Origin of the sequence: Tateyamaria omphalii (assembly GCF_014651375.1) — a bacterium.
Lineage (GTDB): Bacteria > Pseudomonadota > Alphaproteobacteria > Rhodobacterales > Rhodobacteraceae > Tateyamaria > Tateyamaria omphalii.
Map to the genome: position 1 here is coordinate 296,977 of NZ_BMWT01000004.1, position 19,338 is coordinate 316,314.

14 protein-coding genes are annotated in these 19,338 nt (G+C 55.0%); 8 read left to right on the forward strand and 6 right to left on the reverse strand.

From position 1 onward, the window contains the following. Positions 1–73 precede the first annotated feature (73 nt). The 6 genes from IE087_RS15445 (at position 74) to IE087_RS15470 (ending at position 10,000) form a co-directional block, all read left to right on the forward strand. On the forward strand, positions 74–955 hold the full coding sequence (locus tag IE087_RS15445) for a LysR family transcriptional regulator (RefSeq protein WP_189370259.1): 882 nt from the start codon (positions 74–76) through the stop codon (positions 953–955). Positions 956–1,223: 268 nt separating this feature from the next. Continuing rightward, positions 1,224–2,648, forward strand: a complete 1,425-nt coding sequence (locus IE087_RS15450) for an HlyD family secretion protein (RefSeq protein ID WP_189370260.1) — start codon at positions 1,224–1,226, stop codon at positions 2,646–2,648. After that, complete coding sequence (locus IE087_RS15455; RefSeq protein WP_189370261.1) at positions 2,641–4,230, forward strand: glycosyltransferase; 1,590 nt, start codon at positions 2,641–2,643, stop codon at positions 4,228–4,230. The genes IE087_RS15450 and IE087_RS15455 overlap by 8 nt, the downstream gene beginning before the upstream one ends. Before the next feature lie 96 nt (positions 4,231–4,326). Beyond that, entirely contained in the window at positions 4,327–5,742 is a 1,416-nt protein-coding gene (locus tag IE087_RS15460; RefSeq protein WP_189370262.1) for a mannose-1-phosphate guanylyltransferase/mannose-6-phosphate isomerase, read from the forward strand. A gap of 205 nt (positions 5,743–5,947) precedes the next feature. After that, the gene (locus IE087_RS15465; protein ID WP_189370263.1) at positions 5,948–7,342 is read left to right on the forward strand and encodes a nucleotide sugar dehydrogenase; all 1,395 of its coding nucleotides are present in this window, start codon (positions 5,948–5,950) and stop codon (positions 7,340–7,342) included. Between the two features lie 45 nt (positions 7,343–7,387). Continuing rightward, positions 7,388–10,000, forward strand: a complete 2,613-nt coding sequence (locus IE087_RS15470) for a calcium-binding protein (RefSeq protein ID WP_189370264.1) — start codon at positions 7,388–7,390, stop codon at positions 9,998–10,000. A 26-nt stretch (positions 10,001–10,026) separates the two neighbouring features. Here the strand turns inward: IE087_RS15470 and IE087_RS15475 are convergent, their stop codons facing one another. Beyond that, entirely contained in the window at positions 10,027–10,641 is a 615-nt protein-coding gene (locus IE087_RS15475; RefSeq protein ID WP_189370265.1) for a response regulator, read from the reverse strand. A 354-nt stretch (positions 10,642–10,995) separates the two neighbouring features. On the opposite strand from IE087_RS15475, the gene IE087_RS15480 reads away from it, so the two are divergent. Then, complete coding sequence (locus IE087_RS15480) at positions 10,996–11,490, forward strand: putative pterin-binding protein (protein WP_189370266.1); 495 nt, start codon at positions 10,996–10,998, stop codon at positions 11,488–11,490. A gap of 39 nt (positions 11,491–11,529) precedes the next feature. Then, on the forward strand, positions 11,530–13,998 hold the full coding sequence (locus IE087_RS15485) for a hybrid sensor histidine kinase/response regulator (RefSeq protein WP_189370267.1): 2,469 nt from the start codon (positions 11,530–11,532) through the stop codon (positions 13,996–13,998). An 83-nt stretch (positions 13,999–14,081) separates the two neighbouring features. Here the strand turns inward: IE087_RS15485 and IE087_RS15490 are convergent, their stop codons facing one another. The 5 genes from IE087_RS15490 to IE087_RS15510 all read right to left on the reverse strand — a co-directional run bounded on the left by IE087_RS15490 (position 14,082) and on the right by IE087_RS15510 (position 19,182). Further along, complete coding sequence (locus tag IE087_RS15490; RefSeq protein WP_189370268.1) at positions 14,082–15,008, reverse strand: hypothetical protein; 927 nt, start codon at positions 15,006–15,008, stop codon at positions 14,082–14,084. 3 nt (positions 15,009–15,011) lie between these two features. Beyond that, the gene (locus IE087_RS15495; RefSeq protein ID WP_189370269.1) at positions 15,012–16,319 is read right to left on the reverse strand and encodes a TRAP transporter large permease; all 1,308 of its coding nucleotides are present in this window, start codon (positions 16,317–16,319) and stop codon (positions 15,012–15,014) included. A 4-nt stretch (positions 16,320–16,323) separates the two neighbouring features. Then, complete coding sequence (locus IE087_RS15500) at positions 16,324–16,860, reverse strand: TRAP transporter small permease (RefSeq protein WP_229801407.1); 537 nt, start codon at positions 16,858–16,860, stop codon at positions 16,324–16,326. Between the two features lie 64 nt (positions 16,861–16,924). Continuing rightward, the gene (locus IE087_RS15505) at positions 16,925–17,902 is read right to left on the reverse strand and encodes a TRAP transporter substrate-binding protein (RefSeq protein WP_189370270.1); all 978 of its coding nucleotides are present in this window, start codon (positions 17,900–17,902) and stop codon (positions 16,925–16,927) included. A 38-nt stretch (positions 17,903–17,940) separates the two neighbouring features. Then, on the reverse strand, positions 17,941–19,182 hold the full coding sequence (locus IE087_RS15510) for an NAD(P)/FAD-dependent oxidoreductase (protein WP_189370271.1): 1,242 nt from the start codon (positions 19,180–19,182) through the stop codon (positions 17,941–17,943). Between the last annotated feature and the right edge of the window lie 156 nt (positions 19,183–19,338).

The window sequence follows — 19,338 nt, forward strand, 5'->3', positions numbered from 1 at the left end:
ATTCACTTTTTTGCAGCAACCAAAATGATATATGGTGCGCAGTATGACCAAAAAAATTTTGTGATTTCCGGGAATGCAAAGACGTATCAATCTGATCTGGCTTCGCAGCTTTGAAGCCGCTGCCCGACTTCTGAACTTCACCGCTGCCAGCGAGGAACTCGGGTTAACCCAGACTGCGGTAAGTCTTCACATCCGGTCACTTGAAGAGCAATTGGGAAGCAAATTGTTTCACCGGCGTGCGCGCCATTTGTCACTTACAGATATTGGACAGGCCTATGTCAGCACGGTTCGTCAGGCGATAGCAGATATCGATTTGGCTTCGGTCAGCCTGTTCGGGCCGATGACAGCGCGTATGGTTACGGTCAAGGCACCGGTTTCAACAAGCGTGCTGTGGCTTGCGCCGCGTCTTCCACGCTTCAAACAAGAGCACCCTGAAATCGATATTCGTCTTGTATCGGATATCTGGTCCACGTCGACGGGGCCTGAAGGCATCGACGTCGAGGTGCGAATGGGGCGGGGCACCTGGACCGACGCACGGTCCGAAAAGCTGTCGGAAGAATTCATCACACCGATCTGCGCTGCCAAGCAGCGAGGCTGTATCAAAGGAATCCCAGATCTTTTGCGCGGCCCGCTTATCCACATCCTCGGATATGAAGGTGATTGGAATCGATACTTCGCCACCCATGACTGCGTTCCGGTACCTGAGACTGAACAGTACTTTCTCGATACAACGGTGTCCGCGATGCAACTGGTGGCAGGTGGACATGGCTATGCGATGGTCTTGTCGCGATTGGCGCAGACGCAAAGCGGTCTCGCTGCAGGAATAGTCCCGGTGGGAGAGGCCACTGCCTCTCCTCAATCTCACTACCTTATGTATCGCAACTCAAGTGTCGCTGTGAGACCCGAAATCGAGTTGTTTGAAGCCTGGCTTCGGGCAGAGTTTGCGCAAGTCTGAAACTTTTGACGACGTTTTGGCTGCGGTTTTGCGACCCTGTTTTCACAATACGGACCAAGCAAATCCTCGCGATGCGTTCGGCATGCTGTGTGGTTCGCAGTCCCTGTTTTAGAAGTGTACCCCCAGGTTCGTTGTCAATTTTCAGCGATTGAACGGGCTATACTTTCGTATAATGCCAATCGTCCTTTGAACGTGTGGTTCTACTTGTGCGTCGCCTGCGCGGTCAGCGAACCAAGTACCTTTGTGGTCCAAAGCAATGAGGCCACTGATGAAAATCCGCCACGAAGCACCTGACTCAAATATGGATTGGACGGTCACCGCGCCGTTGGTGGTTGAAACGCCATCCGGTGCGTCGGTGTGCATAAAAAGCTGGTCCTTGTCCGGATTGGTCTGGCCGGACGATGCGCCTGACTGCCCGACAGCTGGCACGCTCAGTGTGCCTTTCCAAGGGGTTGATATCCGCTTTCCGGTTCGTCTGTCGAAAAACGAACAGTCTGGCCTGGTCTCCCTCGAAGGATTGAGCGGTCGGCAACGCGAAACTTTGGCTCTTTTTTATCGTTCGTTGCTGTCTGGCAAAATGGCCAGCAGTGGTGACGTGATCACCAGCTTGGACACTCCTGTTGATCTTGTCCCGATGGAGCAAACGGAAGCAGAGCAATCCGAACAACCAGTGAAGTTCGTTCCGCAGCCTGTCCGGGTTCTGTTCAATGTTTTGACATACCTGTCCATTGCAGCGCTGGTCGTGGGTATCATCGGCAACAATATCTTCACCAATCTTGACCGGATCGACATACAGCACGGTCGAGTGCTAGCCCCAATGAGCCACAGTTTCCCCTCTCAGGGCGGATTTGTGCATAGCGTGGACGTTTCTTCCGGGCAAAAAGTCCGCACTGGCGACGTTATGATCAGGCTTCATGACCCTGAGGTGCAAGCCCGACTGGATCAAGCTGAGGCAGAGCTTGCCGTCGCAAGACAAGAGCATGCCCGTGCCATAGCGGCGATGGAAGAACTGGCGGAGCATCAACAATCGGAAAATACTGCCATGCGCATGGCTGTTGCGGCACGCTTTTATACCGAGTTCGTCGGCAAAGGTGGATTTGACGATATGCGCCGGCAGTGGGTGTCGATGCGCGGGCGCAATGATGATTTGGCGGCAGTGTCGGACCCCGTGACCATCGTCTCTGACCTGATGGCTCGAGAAGTTGCGCGACGAGCAGCGCGGTCCGACAGCGCACGTGCTGATCGCGATGGGCTGCGCGATTTGATTGATCGCAACCATATCCGCGCGCCGTCTGACGGTGTCGTACGGGAAGTTATGGTGCGACCGGGTCAGCTGTTTGGAACACAGGAAGGCGATTTGGTTTTCGAGCGGGCGGAACCCCGGGCTACGGTGGGTTGGGTATCTGAAAAGTTCGCCGAAACACTTTACATCGGGATGCCTGCCACGATCGGACTGAATGAAAACGGTCAAAAGATCACATTCGACGGCGCCATCACCGATGTGCGTGCAGGCGACCATCCCGAACGTCCTGGTGAGTTTGGGATCATGGTAACCGTTTCGGCCACGAACTTAAGTGCTGAGGCCACCAAAGCGAGGCTGCGTCTGGGTGCACCGGTGAACCTCGAAGCCAAGCGGCAACTGGGTCAGGCGTTTCGCGGTTGGCTTGCGAAAATGGGGGTCCGGAATGGCTGAGGAGCTATCGGAATACGCCTTTGACAAGGACCTGACGCGTCGTTTGCACGAACTGCAAAAGCCGGTGCCAAGCTACTTCGCTCGTTGGTCGTTGCCCCACTTCACACTATTTCTTCTGCTTTTTATGGGGCTTTTGTGGCTCTTGGCGAACGTGCCAAATCGTTTCGCAAATCCATCGACACTACATGTAACCGTTGTACTGGGGACTCTAGGGCTCTGGCGGTTTGGGTGGTGGTTCACCCATGCGTTGCGCGCGCAGGTCTATGCGCGCGCCAAGTGGCCAGGAATGCGCAAACGCGCAGATGAACTTTGGGATGCAGGTTGGCGCCCCAAGCGACTGCATATCCAGATGACAACCTATTACGAAGAGCCGTCGATTACCAAACGCGTCATTGGCTCAATCTTGGGTCAAGTCAAACTCGAGGGTATTCCCACCTCGCTCTACATTGGGACAGGCAGCGCATATGACGAACAGATCATTCGTGATTTCGTCGAAACCTACGCACAGGACATACCGGACGATCTGGCCGAACTGATTTTTATCCGTCAGAACCAGCCAGGCAAGCGCATGGCCATTGGACTGATCCTGCGGGCGATCGCGCGATCCGGTGCCAATCCGGATGACCTTGTAATATTCATGGATGGCGATGCCCTTTATGGGGACGACGTCCTGCGCAAGACACTTTCCATGTTCGGTAGTGACCCAGAACTGCAGGCGTTGACCACCGACGAAGAAGTGATCTGCTATGGACCGCAGTGGATTGCAAAGTGGCTGGACATGCGATTTGCCCAGCGGCGATTGGCCATGCAAAGCCATGCGCTGGCTGGGCGAGTTTTGACACTCACCGGTCGCATGAGTGTTTTTCGCGCGCGGCACATCTTAGACGAGAAATTCATCCGCACCATTGAAGCTGACCACTTGAACCACTGGCTGTGGGGGCGCTTTCGGTTTCTGTCTGGTGATGACAAGTCGACCTGGTACCGGCTGCTGAGCGTTGGTGCCAAGATGACCTATGTGCCGGACGCGACTGTCTACACGATCGAAGTGATCAAGGAGAACGGACTGAAGCGTATGGTGCAGAACTTTCGCCGGTGGTCCGGCAATATGCTGCGCAATGGTGCACGCGCCATCGCCCTTGGTCCTACCGCAATGCCCTTCTTCATCTGGTGGTGTGTTGTGGATCAACGTCTTGCTATGTGGACGATGATGGTCAGCCCGGTGATGGCCGTACTGGGCAGCATGATTGTCCCAGGATACTTCTGGAACTGCATTATTTGGGTCCTGTTTTCGCGCGTTGTGTTGTGTCTGTTCCTGTTCGGCTACAGCCGCCGCGCAGATATGACTTGGCCGTTCATACTGTACCTCAATCAGGTGATTAACGCGTCAGTGAAAATCTATATGATTTTCCACCTTTCTAAGCAGAAATGGTCCAATCGCGGCAATCAAAGCGCGGGCGATGGTTCTGGTCTCGTCGAGACGATCAAGAACGGGTTTGCCAAGTTTCAACTCGTGACAGCTCTGTCAGCGTTTCTGATGCTGATCATGATGTATGTGGGTTTGATCGAAACCCCTTTCAGCTAGCGGGACTATCCTTTCGAGAGTCATCTTCACCTTTAGACATCCATCATAGGGCGCGGGGGCCGCTAATATGGATCAGAACATAAAAGAGGGTTTCAAATGATCCATCCAGTTATCCTTGCCGGCGGTGCCGGTACCCGCCTTTGGCCTGTTTCGCGCAAGAGCTATCCCAAACAGTTCGCGCAACTCATTGAAGGTCAAAGCCTGTTTCAACGCACCATTGGGCGCGTATCGGGCAAAGGATTTGCCAAGCCGATAGTGATCACTGCAGAGGATTATCGTTTCATTGCGCGGCAGCAACTTGCGGATGTGGACGCAAGCGTGTCTGAGTTGGTGATTGAGCCCGTTGGACGGAACACCGCCGCTGCGATCCTGACGGCTGCCCTGATACGAAAATCCGAACCCGAGGCTATCTTGGCAGTCTTGCCCAGCGATCACATGATCGAAGATGAAGGCGCGTTCCGCCGCAGCCTGCAAAAAGCGATGCGTCTTGCAGCTAAAGGGGCCATAGTGACGTTTGGCATTCAGCCCGACCATGCGGCAACTGGCTTCGGTTACCTCAAGGTCGAAGGCGGCAATCAGGACGCGTTGATGATCTCGGAATTTTCCGAGAAACCTGAGGCAAACCGCGCTGCAGAAATGCTGGTATCCGGGAGCTGGTTATGGAACTCGGGCATGTTCCTGTTTCGTGTGGATGCCGTACTGAAAGCGTTCGAAGCTCATGCCCCGGAGATGTTGGCTCCCGTCGAAGCAGCCCTTGCACTTGGTGGCCGCGATCTTGGTTTCCGCCGTCTGTCCGAGGACGCTTTTTTCAGGTGCCAGGACATTTCGTTTGATCACGCGATTATGGAGCATGTCGGAGAGTGTGCTGCTCTGGAGCTGACATGCGGCTGGTCCGATCTGGGCAGCTGGACAGCTTTGAAAGATCACGAGGACGCTGACGATGGAGACAATGTCACATCGGGGAACGCCACCGCGATTGATTGCGAAGGCACATTGCTGAAGTCCGAAAACCCGGACGTGAAGTTGGTTGGTCTCGGACTAAAAGACATCGTTGCTGTGGCAACTGATGACGGGATTCTTGTCGCTGATGCATCCCACGGTTCACATGTCGGCAAAGTTGTCGAGACGTTGCGGGCGGAAGGCGCGCAGCAGGCTGATGGCTTTCGCCGCTGCTACCGTCCCTGGGGTTACTACGAAACGTTGTCGCTGGGTCCCCGTTTCCAGGTCAAGCGCATCATGGTCGAGCCAGGGGCTAAACTGTCTTTGCAAAGTCACTTGCATCGCGCGGAACATTGGGTTGTGGTCAGCGGCTCAGCCATGGTGACGGTCGATGACGACGAAAAGCTCCTGTCGGAAAACGAGAGTACCTACATTCCTTTGGGGGCTGTGCACCGCCTCGAAAACCCGGGCAAGCTGCCGTTGCATCTGATCGAGGTGCAATCTGGCTGCTACCTCGGAGAAGACGACATCATCCGTTACGAAGATATCTACGACCGCGCCGAGGTCGCCTGAGGTTCGCGTTCGGCCCAAGTGCCACCACTCACGAACGCGACCGGTCCGCATGGGAAACCATGCGGGCCATTTTTTTGTGCCTAGGTATGGCTTGCCTAACCCTTGGTATAGACCATCTCTCCTTCGTGCTTCTGTTCTACACTTGCGAGATGAATATTAAATTTTTCAGTGACTTATAAAGATCCTCAGAACGGAGGATCGTCTCATGGAACTTAGAAAATTTGATCAAAACGATGTACAGGTTGTCATTCCGGCAACACAGCAAAAGTCGCGGATTAGCATCGTTGGGCTGGGCTATGTAGGGGCGGTTTCCACGGCATGCCTTGCTTCGCTTGGACATCAGGTCATCGGCGTAGACATCGATCAAGCAAAGATTGACCAGATCGCCCGTGGCAAAAGCCCAATTCACGAAGCGATGCTGGGCGAGACCCTTTCGAAAGGCGTAATTGATGGGCTTATCAATGCGACCGACGATTTGGTTGCTGCCGTGCAAGAAACAGATGTGACTTTTGTTTCCGTGGGCACGCCAACTGCAGCTGATGGCGGTTGCGACTATACCTACATTGAACAGTCGGCCCGGGCTATGGGCGTGGGGTTGCGCCAAAAGGATGGCTTTCACGTTTTTGCAATGCGTTGTTCTATCCCGCCTGGCACCACGATGCGGGTGATGGCCAAAATCCTTGAAGAAATGTCAGGCAAGAAAGCTGGACGCGATTTTGGAATCTGCTTCAATCCCGAGTTTCTGCGCGAAGGGGTCGCTATTGACGATTTCCATAATCCGCCGAAGACCGTCATTGGCACCAGCGATTTCCGGACTGCCGAGATCATGCGCCGCATTTATGCGCCGGTCGATGCCGATCCGATCCTCACAACTGTAGAGGTGGCCGAGACCATCAAATATGTCGACAATGTCTGGCATGCGACCAAGGTCTGCTTTGCCAACGAAGTCGGTCGGTTGTGCAAACCTCTGGGCGTGGACAGTCACGCAGTCATGGACATTTTCACCCAGGATCAGAAACTGAACCTGTCGTCCTACTACCTGAAGCCCGGTTTTGCCTATGGTGGCTCCTGCCTGCCCAAAGAGGTGCGCGCAGTTCAGCACATCGCGGAAGGTCTGGGTGTTTCATTGCCTTTGATTGGCAATCTTGATCGCTCAAACCGTGAGCAGATTGAAGAGGCTACTCGCATGGCGCGGGAAACCGGTGCGAAACGTGTGGGCATTCTTGGTTTGGCTTTCAAACCAGGCACGGATGATCTGCGCGAAAGCCCGATCCTCGAGGTTATGGCAGAATTGAACGCCAGAGGTATCGAACTCAAAGTGCATGACACAGCGGTGACCAAGGATACACCGCTGGATGGATTGAAATCCTACGTACAGCACGGCAGTCAAGGTCTTGGCCAATTGGCAGGGTCGCTGAAGGACATGCTTTGCGACGATGTGGCAGAGGTGATGGACAATGTGGATGCTGTCATCGTTTGCCACAGCAATGACACCTACCGGCATGCCGTATCGGATGGTCCGAGTATTCCGGTGATCGATGTGGTGCGTCTGTTTGACGACGTGCCCCAAACTGCGCAGGTCAACGGCATCGGCTGGTAAAGCCTGCGTCCCCCTAAATCTTCTTAAAACCAATGAGGTACTAAAATGCCAACGACTGAGACATGGATCGGTACAGGATTGTCCGATTTGAACGAAGGCACAGGTCATGATGACAACATGGTCGGCCTGGCCGGGGACGACAACTTAAGTGGCCAAGGAGGCGACGACGCCTTGCATGGTGACTATGTCGAAGACAACCTTCTGGGCGGCACTGATGGCGCCACGTCTTTCTCCGACTACGCGGCGAGCGGGAATTGGGAGGTAAATGACCTCGAAAACGGTCATCAGGAAATGACGCAAGTCGTCACGACCGAGGTCGGCGGTGTCTACAACCTGAACCTGGAACTGGCGGCTAACTTTGCTGGCGGCCAATCCGACGCAGCCGTTGAGGTGCTGTTAGATGGTGAAGTGATTGCTGAATTCAGTTCGCAAAGCGGGGCCTATGGTGGACATGAGGTGCAATTCACAGCTGAAGACACCAGTACGCAGCTCACAATTCGTTCTGTCGAAGCCGAAAGCAGCGGTCCTGAGATAGATACATCAGGTCCAATCTTTAACTACGATCAGGAAATGGAAATCGGTGGCCAGACAGTTACCGTTTCCGCCTTTGCAGATGGGCAATCCAATCTCTACCAAGTCCTGAATGGGACATTGCATGTCTTTGACGTTGAAACGCAAAGCTACGAAGTGGCGGGCGTGCAGGGCACCGTCAATGTCAACTCCATGGGCTACAACGCCGAGAATGACATGCTCTATGCGATTGCAGTGGGCACAGGCGTCGATGCGCTTGGTCAATCGGTTGAGCGTTCCGATCTTGTCATGATTGATGCCGAGGGTAACAGCTACCGCATCGGGGAAACGCCTTACCGGTCCTGGACGGGCGACTTTGATGATCAGGGCAACCTTTGGTCGTTCCAATCCAGCATGGACCATATTGCGGTGATTGATGTTGACCAATCTGACGAGAATGGGAACCCGGTCACGACAGTTTACAATTTGCCAAACGACTTAGTCGGCGCGCGTGTCTATGACGTTGCCTTCAACGCAGAGACACAGAGTTTTTATGGTGTTGCCCGACCGAGTGCGGAAGGCGCTGACACAATTCTGCTCGTCATCGATATCTCAAATGGCGATCCACAATTCAGCACCGTTCCCGTCACGTCCACAGTGATTGATGGCAACCGCCTTGACGGTGCGCCGGCTATGACGTTCGGCGCGGCGATTGTGGATGCGGATGGCAATCTGTTCGTGGGTGGAAACTCGGGCGATCACGATATGAACGATTCGACGTCATCGTCGGGTGGGATCTATCAGGTGATCATTGATCCGGTCACCGGTGAGGCCAGCCTGCACTTGATGGAGGAAGCTCCCAGGTCATACTCCAACGACGGTGCTGCCGACCCCACGGCGGAGAGCCCCTTTGTCGAGGTGGACATCAACTCCAGTGTTCTCGTGGCGGAATTGACATTGGTTGCAACAACGGAAGGTGACTTGTCATATGACGACGTTTTGGAAGGCAATGCGGGCCACGACACTCTCTCGGGCGGCATTGGAACAGACGTATTGGTCGGCGGCAGTTCGGGTGATACGCTTGAAGGCGATGACGGGTCAGACAACCTGCACGGCGGTGCTGGTGAGGGCAGCACCAGCGGGATCATTTCAAGCTATGATGAGAATGGTGTGCGTTATGACCAGTATGGAAACATTCTGCCTGAGGATGATGACATCCTGCTTGGCGGTGCCGGTACGGATACCCTCACCGGTTCGGCAGGGCACGATACGCTAGATGGTGGCGACGCCGATGACGTATTGAATGGCGGGTCGGGTTCGGATGCTTTGTACGGTGGCGACGGAGCCGACGATCTGAGCGGTGGGTCCGAAGCGGATTTCCTGTCTGGCGGAACTGGTGCAGACTTGCTCAATGGTGGTTCCGGAGATGATGAGCTCTTTGGTGACGACGGTCAGGATGTTCTGATCGGTGGATCCGGGGATGATTCCCTTTCAGGTGGCGCGGGATCAGATGATCTCACGGGTGGTTCTGGGAATGACACGCTCTCAGGAGGCAGCGACGATGATCAACTTGATGGAGGATCTGGATCCGACGTTCTGCAAGGTGGTCTCGGCGCCGACAGTCTGAATGGCGGTTCTGGTGCCGATGTGCTTGATGGCGGGGACGGCGCAGACACGCTCGACGGTGGATCCGGCGATGACATCCTGTCCGGCGGTGAAGGCCGCGACACCTTGAAGGGTGGGTCCGGCAACGACGACCTGAATGGCGGCGCCGACAAGGACTACCTCAACGGTGGATCAGGTGATGACGTGCTCGATGGCGGCGCTGGAAACGACCGGATTTATCTCGGGGCGGGCAATGACGTTGCCACGGGAGGAGCCGGTGCCGACCGGTTTGTTTTCCGCAGCAATGACATTGACGGCGCCATGGATGTGATCACCGACTTCTCAGTCGCCGAAGGCGATCGCCTGGATTTCAGAAGCCTGGACCTGGATGCTGGTGATGCGGATATGTCCGCATGGTTCAACACCAATGTCAGCGTTGTCGAAGGTGATGATGTTCAAATTGAACTCGGCGGAGGCACGACGTTGCTTTTAAACGGTGTTGCTGATGACTTGGGTCAGTTGATCGACAGCATGTTGTTTTAAGTGTGACACACTGGGGAAGACGCGGGTCATTCAAAGCCCGCGTCTTTTGCTATCAAAGCCGCCTGCGTGCGGTTCTTGGCGTTCAGCTTCTTGCACAGGGTCCTTACGTGCAGCTTGATCGTGACCTCCTGCAAGTCCAGATCGCGCGCGATTTCCTTGTTCGATCGGCCATGGCATAGTCCGGTCAGAACTTGTCTTTCCCGCAAGCTGAGCTGCTTTGAAAACTCCGTCTCTTGCGTTTCTCCGCTATCTGCCAAGACGGAAGCTGGCACAAAGGTTTCGCCAGCAATCATGAAACGGACTGCATTGACCAGTGACTTTGCCGTCATTGACTTGGGGAGATAACCGATGGCCCCGCGTTCCACCGCTTCCTGGGCAATTCGATTTGGTGCAGTGCCGCTGAGCATCGCAAAGGGTTGATCGGGGTGGGCCTTTATCGCGTCTGAAAGACCATCCAACCCGTTCATACCCGGCATGCTGAAATCCAAAAGAACCAGATCAAACGGCCCTTTGTTGTTCAGCGCTTTCATTGCTTCGTGGAAGTTTTCGACGGCCACAACGACGGCCCGACCTTCCGTTTCCAGATAAGCCGAAATCGTGTCACGCACCATCCCATGATCATCTGCCAACAATATTCTCATCGCTACCGCCCGCCAAACTCTATTACCTTACTCAAACCGTAGCGCACCCGCAGCGGTAGAACCACCCAGGCTGCCATGGTTGTTTGATACTGTCACAATCATAGCAATTTCTTACTTCCATCAACCGCCCGTTGTCTTTCGATCAGAGTGTTCTGCGAAAGTTCAGCAATTGCTTCTTTTGGTTATGAGGCAATTTGCAGCGACAAAGAACTCACACTTCCGGGCAGGATCGGCTCACTTTGTGGTATCAGACCTATACCAAAGTATATTCAGGCTAACCGGATGCACCTCGGTGGCTTGGACCGGAGCGTGACATAAGTGGGCCAGGGCAACACCACTCACGGAGTTTTTCTTATGTTCGCGACCATCCGCAGTACCATCGCTTTCATTGCATTTTCGCTTGCTACACCCGTTTTTGCCGACGAAGCGGTTCTGACTATCACCGGATTGGTTGCCTCTCCGGTCGAGGGTGGCGCTTGGGTGTTCGATATGGATGGCCTCAAGGCTTTGCCTGCCGAAAGCTTCGAAACTGAGACCATATGGACAGATGGCCCGCAACGGTTCGAAGGCGTGCCGCTGTTTGCCCTTTTGGAACATGTGGGAGCTGATGGAGGTACAATCCGCGCCGTGGCCTTGAACGACTATGCAGTTTCGATCCCTTCGACCGACGCAATAGAAGGCGGTCCGATCGTGGCCTATGCCCGCAACGGAGATGCAATGTCGGTCCGCGACAAAGGCCCATTGTGGATTGTTTACCCGTTTGACTATAACGACACATACAAGTCAGAAGAGTATTATTCGCGCAGTATCTGGCAACTGGATCGTATCGAAATTGTTCCCGAAGAATAGTGTGAGGTAATCATCGCAAGTCCCGAGCTGTATCCGATCATGGGTAAGAAGCCGATCACACTGTTCGCGGGCCTGCTGATCGCGGGGCTTGTCTTTATCATCTATCTGGGTCGTTCGGTGATCGAGGACCTTGATGCACTTTCCACAGCTCTGCATGACGACATCAGTTGGAATATGTCCCAACTGGAAATCGAAACCCTGAATCTCGGCAGTGCTGCGCATAGTGCGACACACGATCCTAACAGTGACCTCTCCGTATTTCGCAAGCGGTACGATATTTTCTACAGTCGGGTCACGACGCTAACGCAAAGCGCGTTTTACCAGGCCATCCGCGATGATGACGAGGCGCAGGCAAGTTTGGCAGCAACCAAGGCTTTCCTCGACGTTGCGACACCCATTGTCGATAGCCCGGATGACGTGCTGCGAGCGGCCTTGTCTGACATGCAACGACAAATCGAAGAACTGAGACCTCAGGTTCGAGCGCTGGCACTTGCAGGTATCAAGGTCTTTGCAGAAGCTGAGACTGAGCGACGGGCAGAGTTTTCACATACCTTGGTCAAGCTTGCTGCGTCGGTCCTGTCGTTGATCCTGCTGCTACTGGCCGCACTGTTCATACTAATCAAGCTTCATCGCCGTGGACAACAGGTGGCGCACGACAACCAAGTAGTGCGCTCGCGCTTCGAAGCTGCCGTTTCGTCGTCGCTTGATGCAGTCCTGGTGGTGGATACAAACGGTCGGATTGTCGAATTCAACGGTGCGGCCGAAGCCGTGTTTGGATTTACACGCGCCGAGGCTTTGGGCGGGGACATGGCAGAGATGATCGTTCCAGGCCATCTTCGTGATATGCACCGCAAAGGTATGGCGCGCTATCTTGAAACCGGAGAGCAAAAGGTGATTGGCGCGGGTCGTATCAGACTGGAAGCTTTGCGCAAATCAGGTGAGGTTTTCCCAGTTGAGCTGTCGATCTCGCTTTCTGAAGCAGACGGTGAACGGGTCTTCGTTTCATTCCTCAGAGATATCACCCCCGAGCTGGAAGCCGAGGAAGAGCTAAAGACCGCCCGCGATAAAGCGCAGGAAAGCGAGAAAGCCAAATCCGATCTGCTAACCGTGATGAGCCACGAAATGCGTACACCTTTGAACGGAATTCTCGGGTCGCTCGCCTTGATTGAACAGGACACTCTAAACGAACGGCAAAAAAGGCACCTGAATTCGATTTCCGTTTCTGGCGAACTGTTGCTGTCGCATGTGAACGATGTGCTTGATCTGTCCAGCCTCAGTTCTGATGCCGCTCCGCAGCCGAAGGTCACCTTTGACTTGCGGGAAATGGTGCAACAGATGGCGGACAGTCTGGCGGCAAACGCGCAGGCGCGCGGCAACACGCTGACCATCGAATTCTTATCAGATGATCTCGGCACTGTTTGTGGTGCCAAGCGCTCGCTCCAGCAATGCCTGATTAACCTGATTGGAAATGCCATCAAGTTCACCAGCGACGGAGTTGTCGGCCTCGAAATCGAGCGTTTGAACGACACCGATCTTGTCGAAATTCGTGTGTCGGACACCGGTGTCGGCATCGCTCCCGAGAACCTTGAGCGTATCTTTGAAGAATTTGTCACGATTGACACGACTTACGCCCGCGAAAATGTTGGCACCGGTTTGGGCTTGGCAATAACCAAGCGTCTGGTCGAAGCTATGGAAGGCGAAATCGAAGCCGACAGCGTGCCCGGAGAAGGCAGTCTTTTCACGCTGCGCCTCCCCCTTCGTGTCGATCGATCCAAAGCGCGGAAGGGTGGTCAACCAGTGGTCCGTACGCCCGCTCAACTGCGGGCAGGAAACCGTGTGTTGGTTGTCGACGACAACGAAATCAACCGTATGATCTTGATCGAGATGTTGCGAAACATTGGGTTTGCCGTAGACGAAGCAAGCGATGGGTATGAGGCGATTGAAGCTGTGTCCAGCCAACGCTTTGATGTGCTCTTTCTTGACATCAGTATGCCCGGAATAGACGGGATCGAAACACTTGATCGCATTCGCAAGCTGGACGTTGACTGGAGCAGTCTTCCGACCATCGCTGTGACAGCCCATGCTGCGCAGAAGGATCATGAAGCCATCGCCCAGGCTTCATTCGCAGACATACTGGTCAAACCTGTCCGTCCCGAGGACCTGCAGACAAAGTTGTCGAGTGTGTTGCCGTCTCAACATATGAATGGGGACGATCAGAAAGAGGACGTTGCGGAAAACCAATTCAGAGAGCAGTTTGGTGAGGCCAAGTATCAACAAGTGCTTGGCGCATTCCACTCCGATCTGGCGGATTTGGTGGCTACGCTTGCTGGCGCGCAAGTTTTAAATCAGGATACGCGGGACCATGCTCACAAACTCAGCGGGTCCGCGGCGGTACTGGGCGAGCGCGTTGTTCACGGCATTCTTCAAGAGATTGAGCATTGCGACGAAGTTGAGTGGCGTGATCGCCGGGATCAATACATCCGGGACCTTATGCTTGGCAGCGATTGAGTTGGCGAGATTGAAAATGACGCCGTATTTCCCATCTCGGGTCTGGCAATCCAGCGGTTGAAAAGAATGGTAGCTCGCGTGCTTTAGCTTCGAGGTATCTGCAGGCGCGACATCAGTATCGGCGTCAGATACATGGGCACCTGATAGCATCCAACAAAGATCATCAAAGGCGCTGCAACCGTGTCTGGAAGCGCGATCAAAAACAGGGCAATGTTGCGGTTGCCTGCGTAAATGGCCGTCGACAATGTGAACTGTATCTGCGCCCAAGCACCTGCGAACAGGGTCGCTGCGACCAGGGTAAAATTGATCAGAAGCGCAACCATCAACCAAAGCAGCAACTCCATTGGTGCCGTTCTGAACAATGGGCCGACGGCGCTCATCAAACCTACGACGACGACCGCCAACAACAGTGCTGCTATTCCGTCCAGGACGTTGTGCGTCGCAGGTGCTTCGAGACCCGCACCAAGGTGCCGTACAGCAAATCCAAGCCCAACAGCTCCGAGGATTGTCAACAGCAGTTCCAGCGAGAGCGAAAGCGCGCCGATAGGGCCGGAGCCCGTTGGATCAAGGATCAATAGGACGGGAATGGCCGTTAGTGGGAACAGTGCGGTGCTGAGCACCAGCAGCCGCATGCCGGGTACCGGATCTCGCCCCATCATAATGGCAAAGTTCGGCGCTCCTGTCAGCGAGGGGGCAGCGAGCATCAGTGTCACTGCGATTGCCAGCGGGTGTTGTAACATTTCCGCATGATGCAGAACCGCTGCAACGCACAGGGGTAGGCCGGTTTGCAATATTCCAATACGGACCAGTGCAGGCGCAAGTTCACCAAGGCTACCGAATGCCTTGCGCGCTCCGATCCTGATCCCCGTAACGAACAGAAGAAGGGCGACCAGAGGTCCAACCCAAGGCCGAAGAAACTGCGCCAGTTCGGGCAACACCAACCCAACGGCCAGACCACCGATCAAACAGTATCGTCCGTGTCGCCCGATCCAGTTCAGAGCAAGCAGCACAAGTCAGGGGGCCTGTCGCATCGTTTCCGGCAACCACATCGCAATGTCCGGAAACCAAATCAGCACAAAGCACATCAGAACCATGATCATGAACATCGGAAATGCCGCACGCGTGATGTAACCCATTTCGTGTTCTGTCATCCCCTGAAGGACAAACAGATTGAAACCGATAGGGGGCGTTATCTGTGCCATCTCGACCACGACGACCACGAAGATACCAAACCAAATGAGGTCAATCCCTGCATCCCGCACCATCGGTTCGACAACGGCCATCGTCAGTACGACGGATGAAATGCCATCAAGAAACATTCCCAGCACGATGTAGAACACCATCAGGATCATCAGCAGTTCAAAGCGCGATAGCTCCATAGTCGCAATCCCGTCCGCAAGGGCGCGCGGCAGGCCGGTGAAACCCATCGCCAGTTTCAGGAAGGCGGCCCCTGCAAGGATCAACGCAATCATTGCCGAGGTCCGGGTTGCTCCCATTAGGCTTTCCGTGAAGGTGCTCCAGTTCAGTGACCGTTGACTTGCCGCTAAAATCAAAGCGCCGATCACGCCAATTGCAGCGGCTTCGGTGGCAGTGGCGTAACCGGCATACATTGATCCGATGACAACGAAGATCAGGCACAGCACCGGGATCAGAAAGCGGGAATTGCGCAGCTTTTCAGCAAAGGACATGCCCATTTCCCGCTTGGGGTTCCAGTTGCCAGAGAGATACGAGTACGCAGCCACATATCCCATGAACATGAACGCAAGGCACAAGCCCGGAAAGACGCCGGCAAAAAACAACTGCGTGATGCTTTCATTGACGGTTACACCGTAGACGATAAGCGCCAGCGAGGGCGGGATCATCAGACCCAGCGTTGCGGCCCCGGCCAGCGTGCCGATGACAATGCGCTCAGGATAGTCCCGCGCGCGCAGTTCCGGGATCGACATCTTGCCCACTGTTGTCAGGGTGGCGGCGGAAGAACCTGAGACGGCTGCAAAGACAGTGCAGCCAACAATGTTGGTATGCACCAACCCGCCCGGCAGTCGTGCAAGCCATGGTGACAGCCCGCGAAACATGTCTTCGCTCAGGCGGGTTCGAAACAGGATTTCACCCATCCAGATGAACAGTGGCAGGGCCGTGAGTGTCCAGCTAGAGGACGTGGCCCATATTGTCGTGATCATCGTGTCGCCCACGGGGCGGGACGTAAACAGCTCCATCCCCACCCAGGCGACGCCCATCAGGGCCAGACCGACCCAGACCCCTGTACCCAACAGAAGGAACAAGACAAAGAGGAACAGCGTGATGGCATAGACTTCTTCCATTGTGCTACTCCGCAAAGCTTTGGTCGACGAGGTCGCGTTTGATCTGGTGATCGCCGTGGAAAAGAACATGGATCAAGTGGTCCGTCAGAGACAGGGCAAGGATGCCGCCGCCGATGACCATGACCGACTGTGGAATCCACATAGGCGTAGCGTCCTGCGCCTGACTGACTTCGTTGAACTTCCACGACCAGTAAGCAAACCAGTAGGCGTAGTAGGTGAAGTACCACATAACGCCTGCGGCGATGGCGAAGCACCAGACTTCAAGGAAACGCCGAAATCCGGCAGGCACTGCGTTCAGCACCAGTGAAACTCTGATATGGGCACCTCTGTTCAGAGCATTGGCGAAGGCAAAGAAACTGGCCGCCGCCATGGCATACCCTGCGTAATTGGCCGCGCCGGGGAAAATTTCACCCGTCCAGCGGGCCACCATCTGTGCCACGATCAAGAGCAGAATGGCGATCAGGCAAAGGGCAGCGAGCACACCAGCGGCAAGGTAAATAAAATCAAGGACGCGGCGCAGACCGCGCAAAAGTCCTGTCATGGGTCTGTCCCCCGCGCAAGGCAAAGCCGGGCCGGGCCGTCAGGACCCGGCCCGGCTGTTGTGTTTAGTTGGCGTTGTAAGCGTCAACGATGGCCTTGCCGGTCTCGCCCGCCGCTTCGAGCCATTCGGCCGTCATTGTGGCGCCAACCTCTTTGAGTTCGGACATCAGTGCATCTCCTGCTGGTCCGACAGTCATGCCGCCTTCGGCCAGGCCTGCCATGGTAAACCCGGTGTATTCCTTAGCCCGCCAAGTGCCTGCATATTCCGCCAGTTTGGCGCAGGCGTTGATAACGTTTTTGCTGGCGTCGGACGTGTCCGCCCAGACATCGGAATTGATCAGCATGTAGTTGCGGGGCAGCCAGGCATCGACCGAATAGAAGTGGCTGAGGCTTTCCCAGACCTTGCGGTCGTAGCCTGTGGCACCCGAAGACACCATCGACTCGGCAACACCAGTTGCAAAAGCCTGGCTGATTTCAGCAGCTTCGATTTGCACAGGCAACATGCCGGTCAGTTCTGCCAGACGCGCGGTCGCGTTGTTGTAGGAGCGGAACTTGATCCCTTCCATGTCGGCCACACCGTTCACTTCCTTGTTGAAGTAGAGGCCTTGCGGCGGCCATGGCACCGAATAGAGCAGGGTCAGGTTCTGTTCGGCCAGCAGCTCTTCGACATGCGGTTTAGCTGCGGCGTAGAGCGCGTCATGCTCGTCAAAGGATGATACTAGGAACGGGATCGAGTCCCATCCAAATATGGCGCTTTCGTTCTGATGACCGGACAGCAGCCGTTCACCGATTGGCACTTGACCAGTCTGAACTGCCCGCTTGATGTCTGCACCCGCAAAGAGTGAGCCTGATGGGTGTGTTGTAATTTCGATAGCCCCACCCGTACCAGTGGTCACACATTCGGCGAATTCAGCGCCAGTGACCGAGTGGAAGTTGGACCCAGAATACGCCATCGGCAGGTCCCATTTTTCTTGTGCGGCAACGGGCAATGCAAGCATCGTCGTTGCGGCCAGCGTGGCGCATGTTGCGGTGATTTTTTTCATTGTAGTCTCCCTGGTGGTCATTTCTTTTCGGCGCGGCCTTAGGAAAAACGCATTGGGTTAAATGCACTTATGTCAGTGTTTACGGGTTGTTCCGCGACAAGACCTGCGGTGATCCTTCCCGTTTTCGGACCACCGGTCAATCCAATATGGTGGTGACCAAATGCGGTAAAGACGCCGGTCTCGCCCACCTGCCCAATAAGTGGGAGACTGTCAGACGGTGCCGGGCGATGACCCAGCCACTCCACCTCTTCACTGTATGTGAGGTTCGGAAAGTTGGCCTTGGCGTGTCTTCGCAGAAAATCCAATGGTTGTTGTGAAGGACCGGCAGCCAGCCCGCCAAATTCGACAATTCCAGCGCAACGCAAGCCTGCGGTCATTGGGGTCGCTACAAACTTTCCGCTGGCAATCATGACCGGGTGCGATGGTCCACCCTCTGCATCCCTGAAGACAATATGATAGCCGCGTTCGGCCTCGATCGGGATAGTCAGTCCCAGTTTTTGCATAAGCGGTTTGGACCAAACGCCGGTCGCGAGAATGGCTTGGTCGCAAAGGTACGGCCCCTGATCAGTTTGTACTGCCGTGACTTTCCCATCGGTCAGATCGAAGTCATTTATCTCTGCCTGCCGTACCTTGCCGCCCAGTTTTTCAAACTCTTTTGCCAGTGCTTTTACGTAACCTCCGGGATCGCGGATGTATCCGTGGTCCTTCATGGTTGCCAATAGCCCGACATCGGGCGAAAGACTGGGCTCAAAAACGTGGGCTGTTTCTCCCTCCCGAATTTCGGGCTCAAACCCGGCTTCGCGCCGCAGCGCCCATGTGTAGGCATCGGCTTCGAACGCGGCACGGTTTGCGTATGCAAACGAATAGTTGCTGTCCTGAACCCATTGCCTCGCATCTGTATCGGCCGCCAAGGCTTTGTGCTGGTCAACGCTATCTCCAACGATGGTGGTCAACCCTTTTGCGATACGGCGGGTGTCGCTGTCGTTGGCATTGGACAAATATTTCAACAGCCATGGGACCAGTTTGGGAAAGTAGCCCAAGCGCATGAACAACGGAAAATTGGGGTTCAAAAGCATTCGGGGTGCTTTGGGGATCAAGCCAGGTGCTGTCACAGGGGCAATCGAGCACGAGGCAAGCACGCCTGCATTCCCATGCGAGGTTCCTTCGCCGGGGGGCAACCGGTCGATAATCGTAACGTCCGCGTCGCTGATACGCCGGAGCCAGATCCCGGTTGACACACCGACGATCCCGGCGCCGGCTATCACTATACTTTTTTGCATCTACTGCCCCTGCACGGCGCCTTAAAAAACGTAGTCAGATCAATGCATAGGCTTGTATGCAAAGCAAGCACTGCACTAGGCTGTCGTTGAAACATCGGAATGCCTCGGTACCACCTAAATTGTCCGCTCTGGATGTCGGGTCGGACCCCGCAGAGC

What these genes read in the sequence shown, in the direction of transcription:
- IE087_RS15475 (WP_189370265.1), bottom strand. Translation starts at nt 10,641, where the DNA reads ATGAGAATATTGTTGGCAGATGATCATGGGATGGTGCGTGACACGATT.
- IE087_RS15510 (WP_189370271.1), bottom strand. Translation starts at nt 19,182, where the DNA reads ATGCAAAAAAGTATAGTGATAGCCGGCGCCGGGATCGTCGGTGTGTCA.
- IE087_RS15450 (WP_189370260.1), top strand. Translation starts at nt 1,224, where the DNA reads ATGAAAATCCGCCACGAAGCACCTGACTCAAATATGGATTGGACGGTC.
- IE087_RS15445 (WP_189370259.1), top strand. Translation starts at nt 74, where the DNA reads ATGCAAAGACGTATCAATCTGATCTGGCTTCGCAGCTTTGAAGCCGCT.
- IE087_RS15460 (WP_189370262.1), top strand. Translation starts at nt 4,327, where the DNA reads ATGATCCATCCAGTTATCCTTGCCGGCGGTGCCGGTACCCGCCTTTGG.
- IE087_RS15455 (WP_189370261.1), top strand. Translation starts at nt 2,641, where the DNA reads ATGGCTGAGGAGCTATCGGAATACGCCTTTGACAAGGACCTGACGCGT.
- IE087_RS15500 (WP_229801407.1), bottom strand. Translation starts at nt 16,860, where the DNA reads ATGACAGGACTTTTGCGCGGTCTGCGCCGCGTCCTTGATTTTATTTAC.
- IE087_RS15480 (WP_189370266.1), top strand. Translation starts at nt 10,996, where the DNA reads ATGTTCGCGACCATCCGCAGTACCATCGCTTTCATTGCATTTTCGCTT.
- IE087_RS15505 (WP_189370270.1), bottom strand. Translation starts at nt 17,902, where the DNA reads ATGAAAAAAATCACCGCAACATGCGCCACGCTGGCCGCAACGACGATG.
- IE087_RS15465 (WP_189370263.1), top strand. Translation starts at nt 5,948, where the DNA reads ATGGAACTTAGAAAATTTGATCAAAACGATGTACAGGTTGTCATTCCG.
- IE087_RS15495 (WP_189370269.1), bottom strand. Translation starts at nt 16,319, where the DNA reads ATGGAAGAAGTCTATGCCATCACGCTGTTCCTCTTTGTCTTGTTCCTT.
- IE087_RS15470 (WP_189370264.1), top strand. Translation starts at nt 7,388, where the DNA reads ATGCCAACGACTGAGACATGGATCGGTACAGGATTGTCCGATTTGAAC.
- IE087_RS15485 (WP_189370267.1), top strand. Translation starts at nt 11,530, where the DNA reads ATGGGTAAGAAGCCGATCACACTGTTCGCGGGCCTGCTGATCGCGGGG.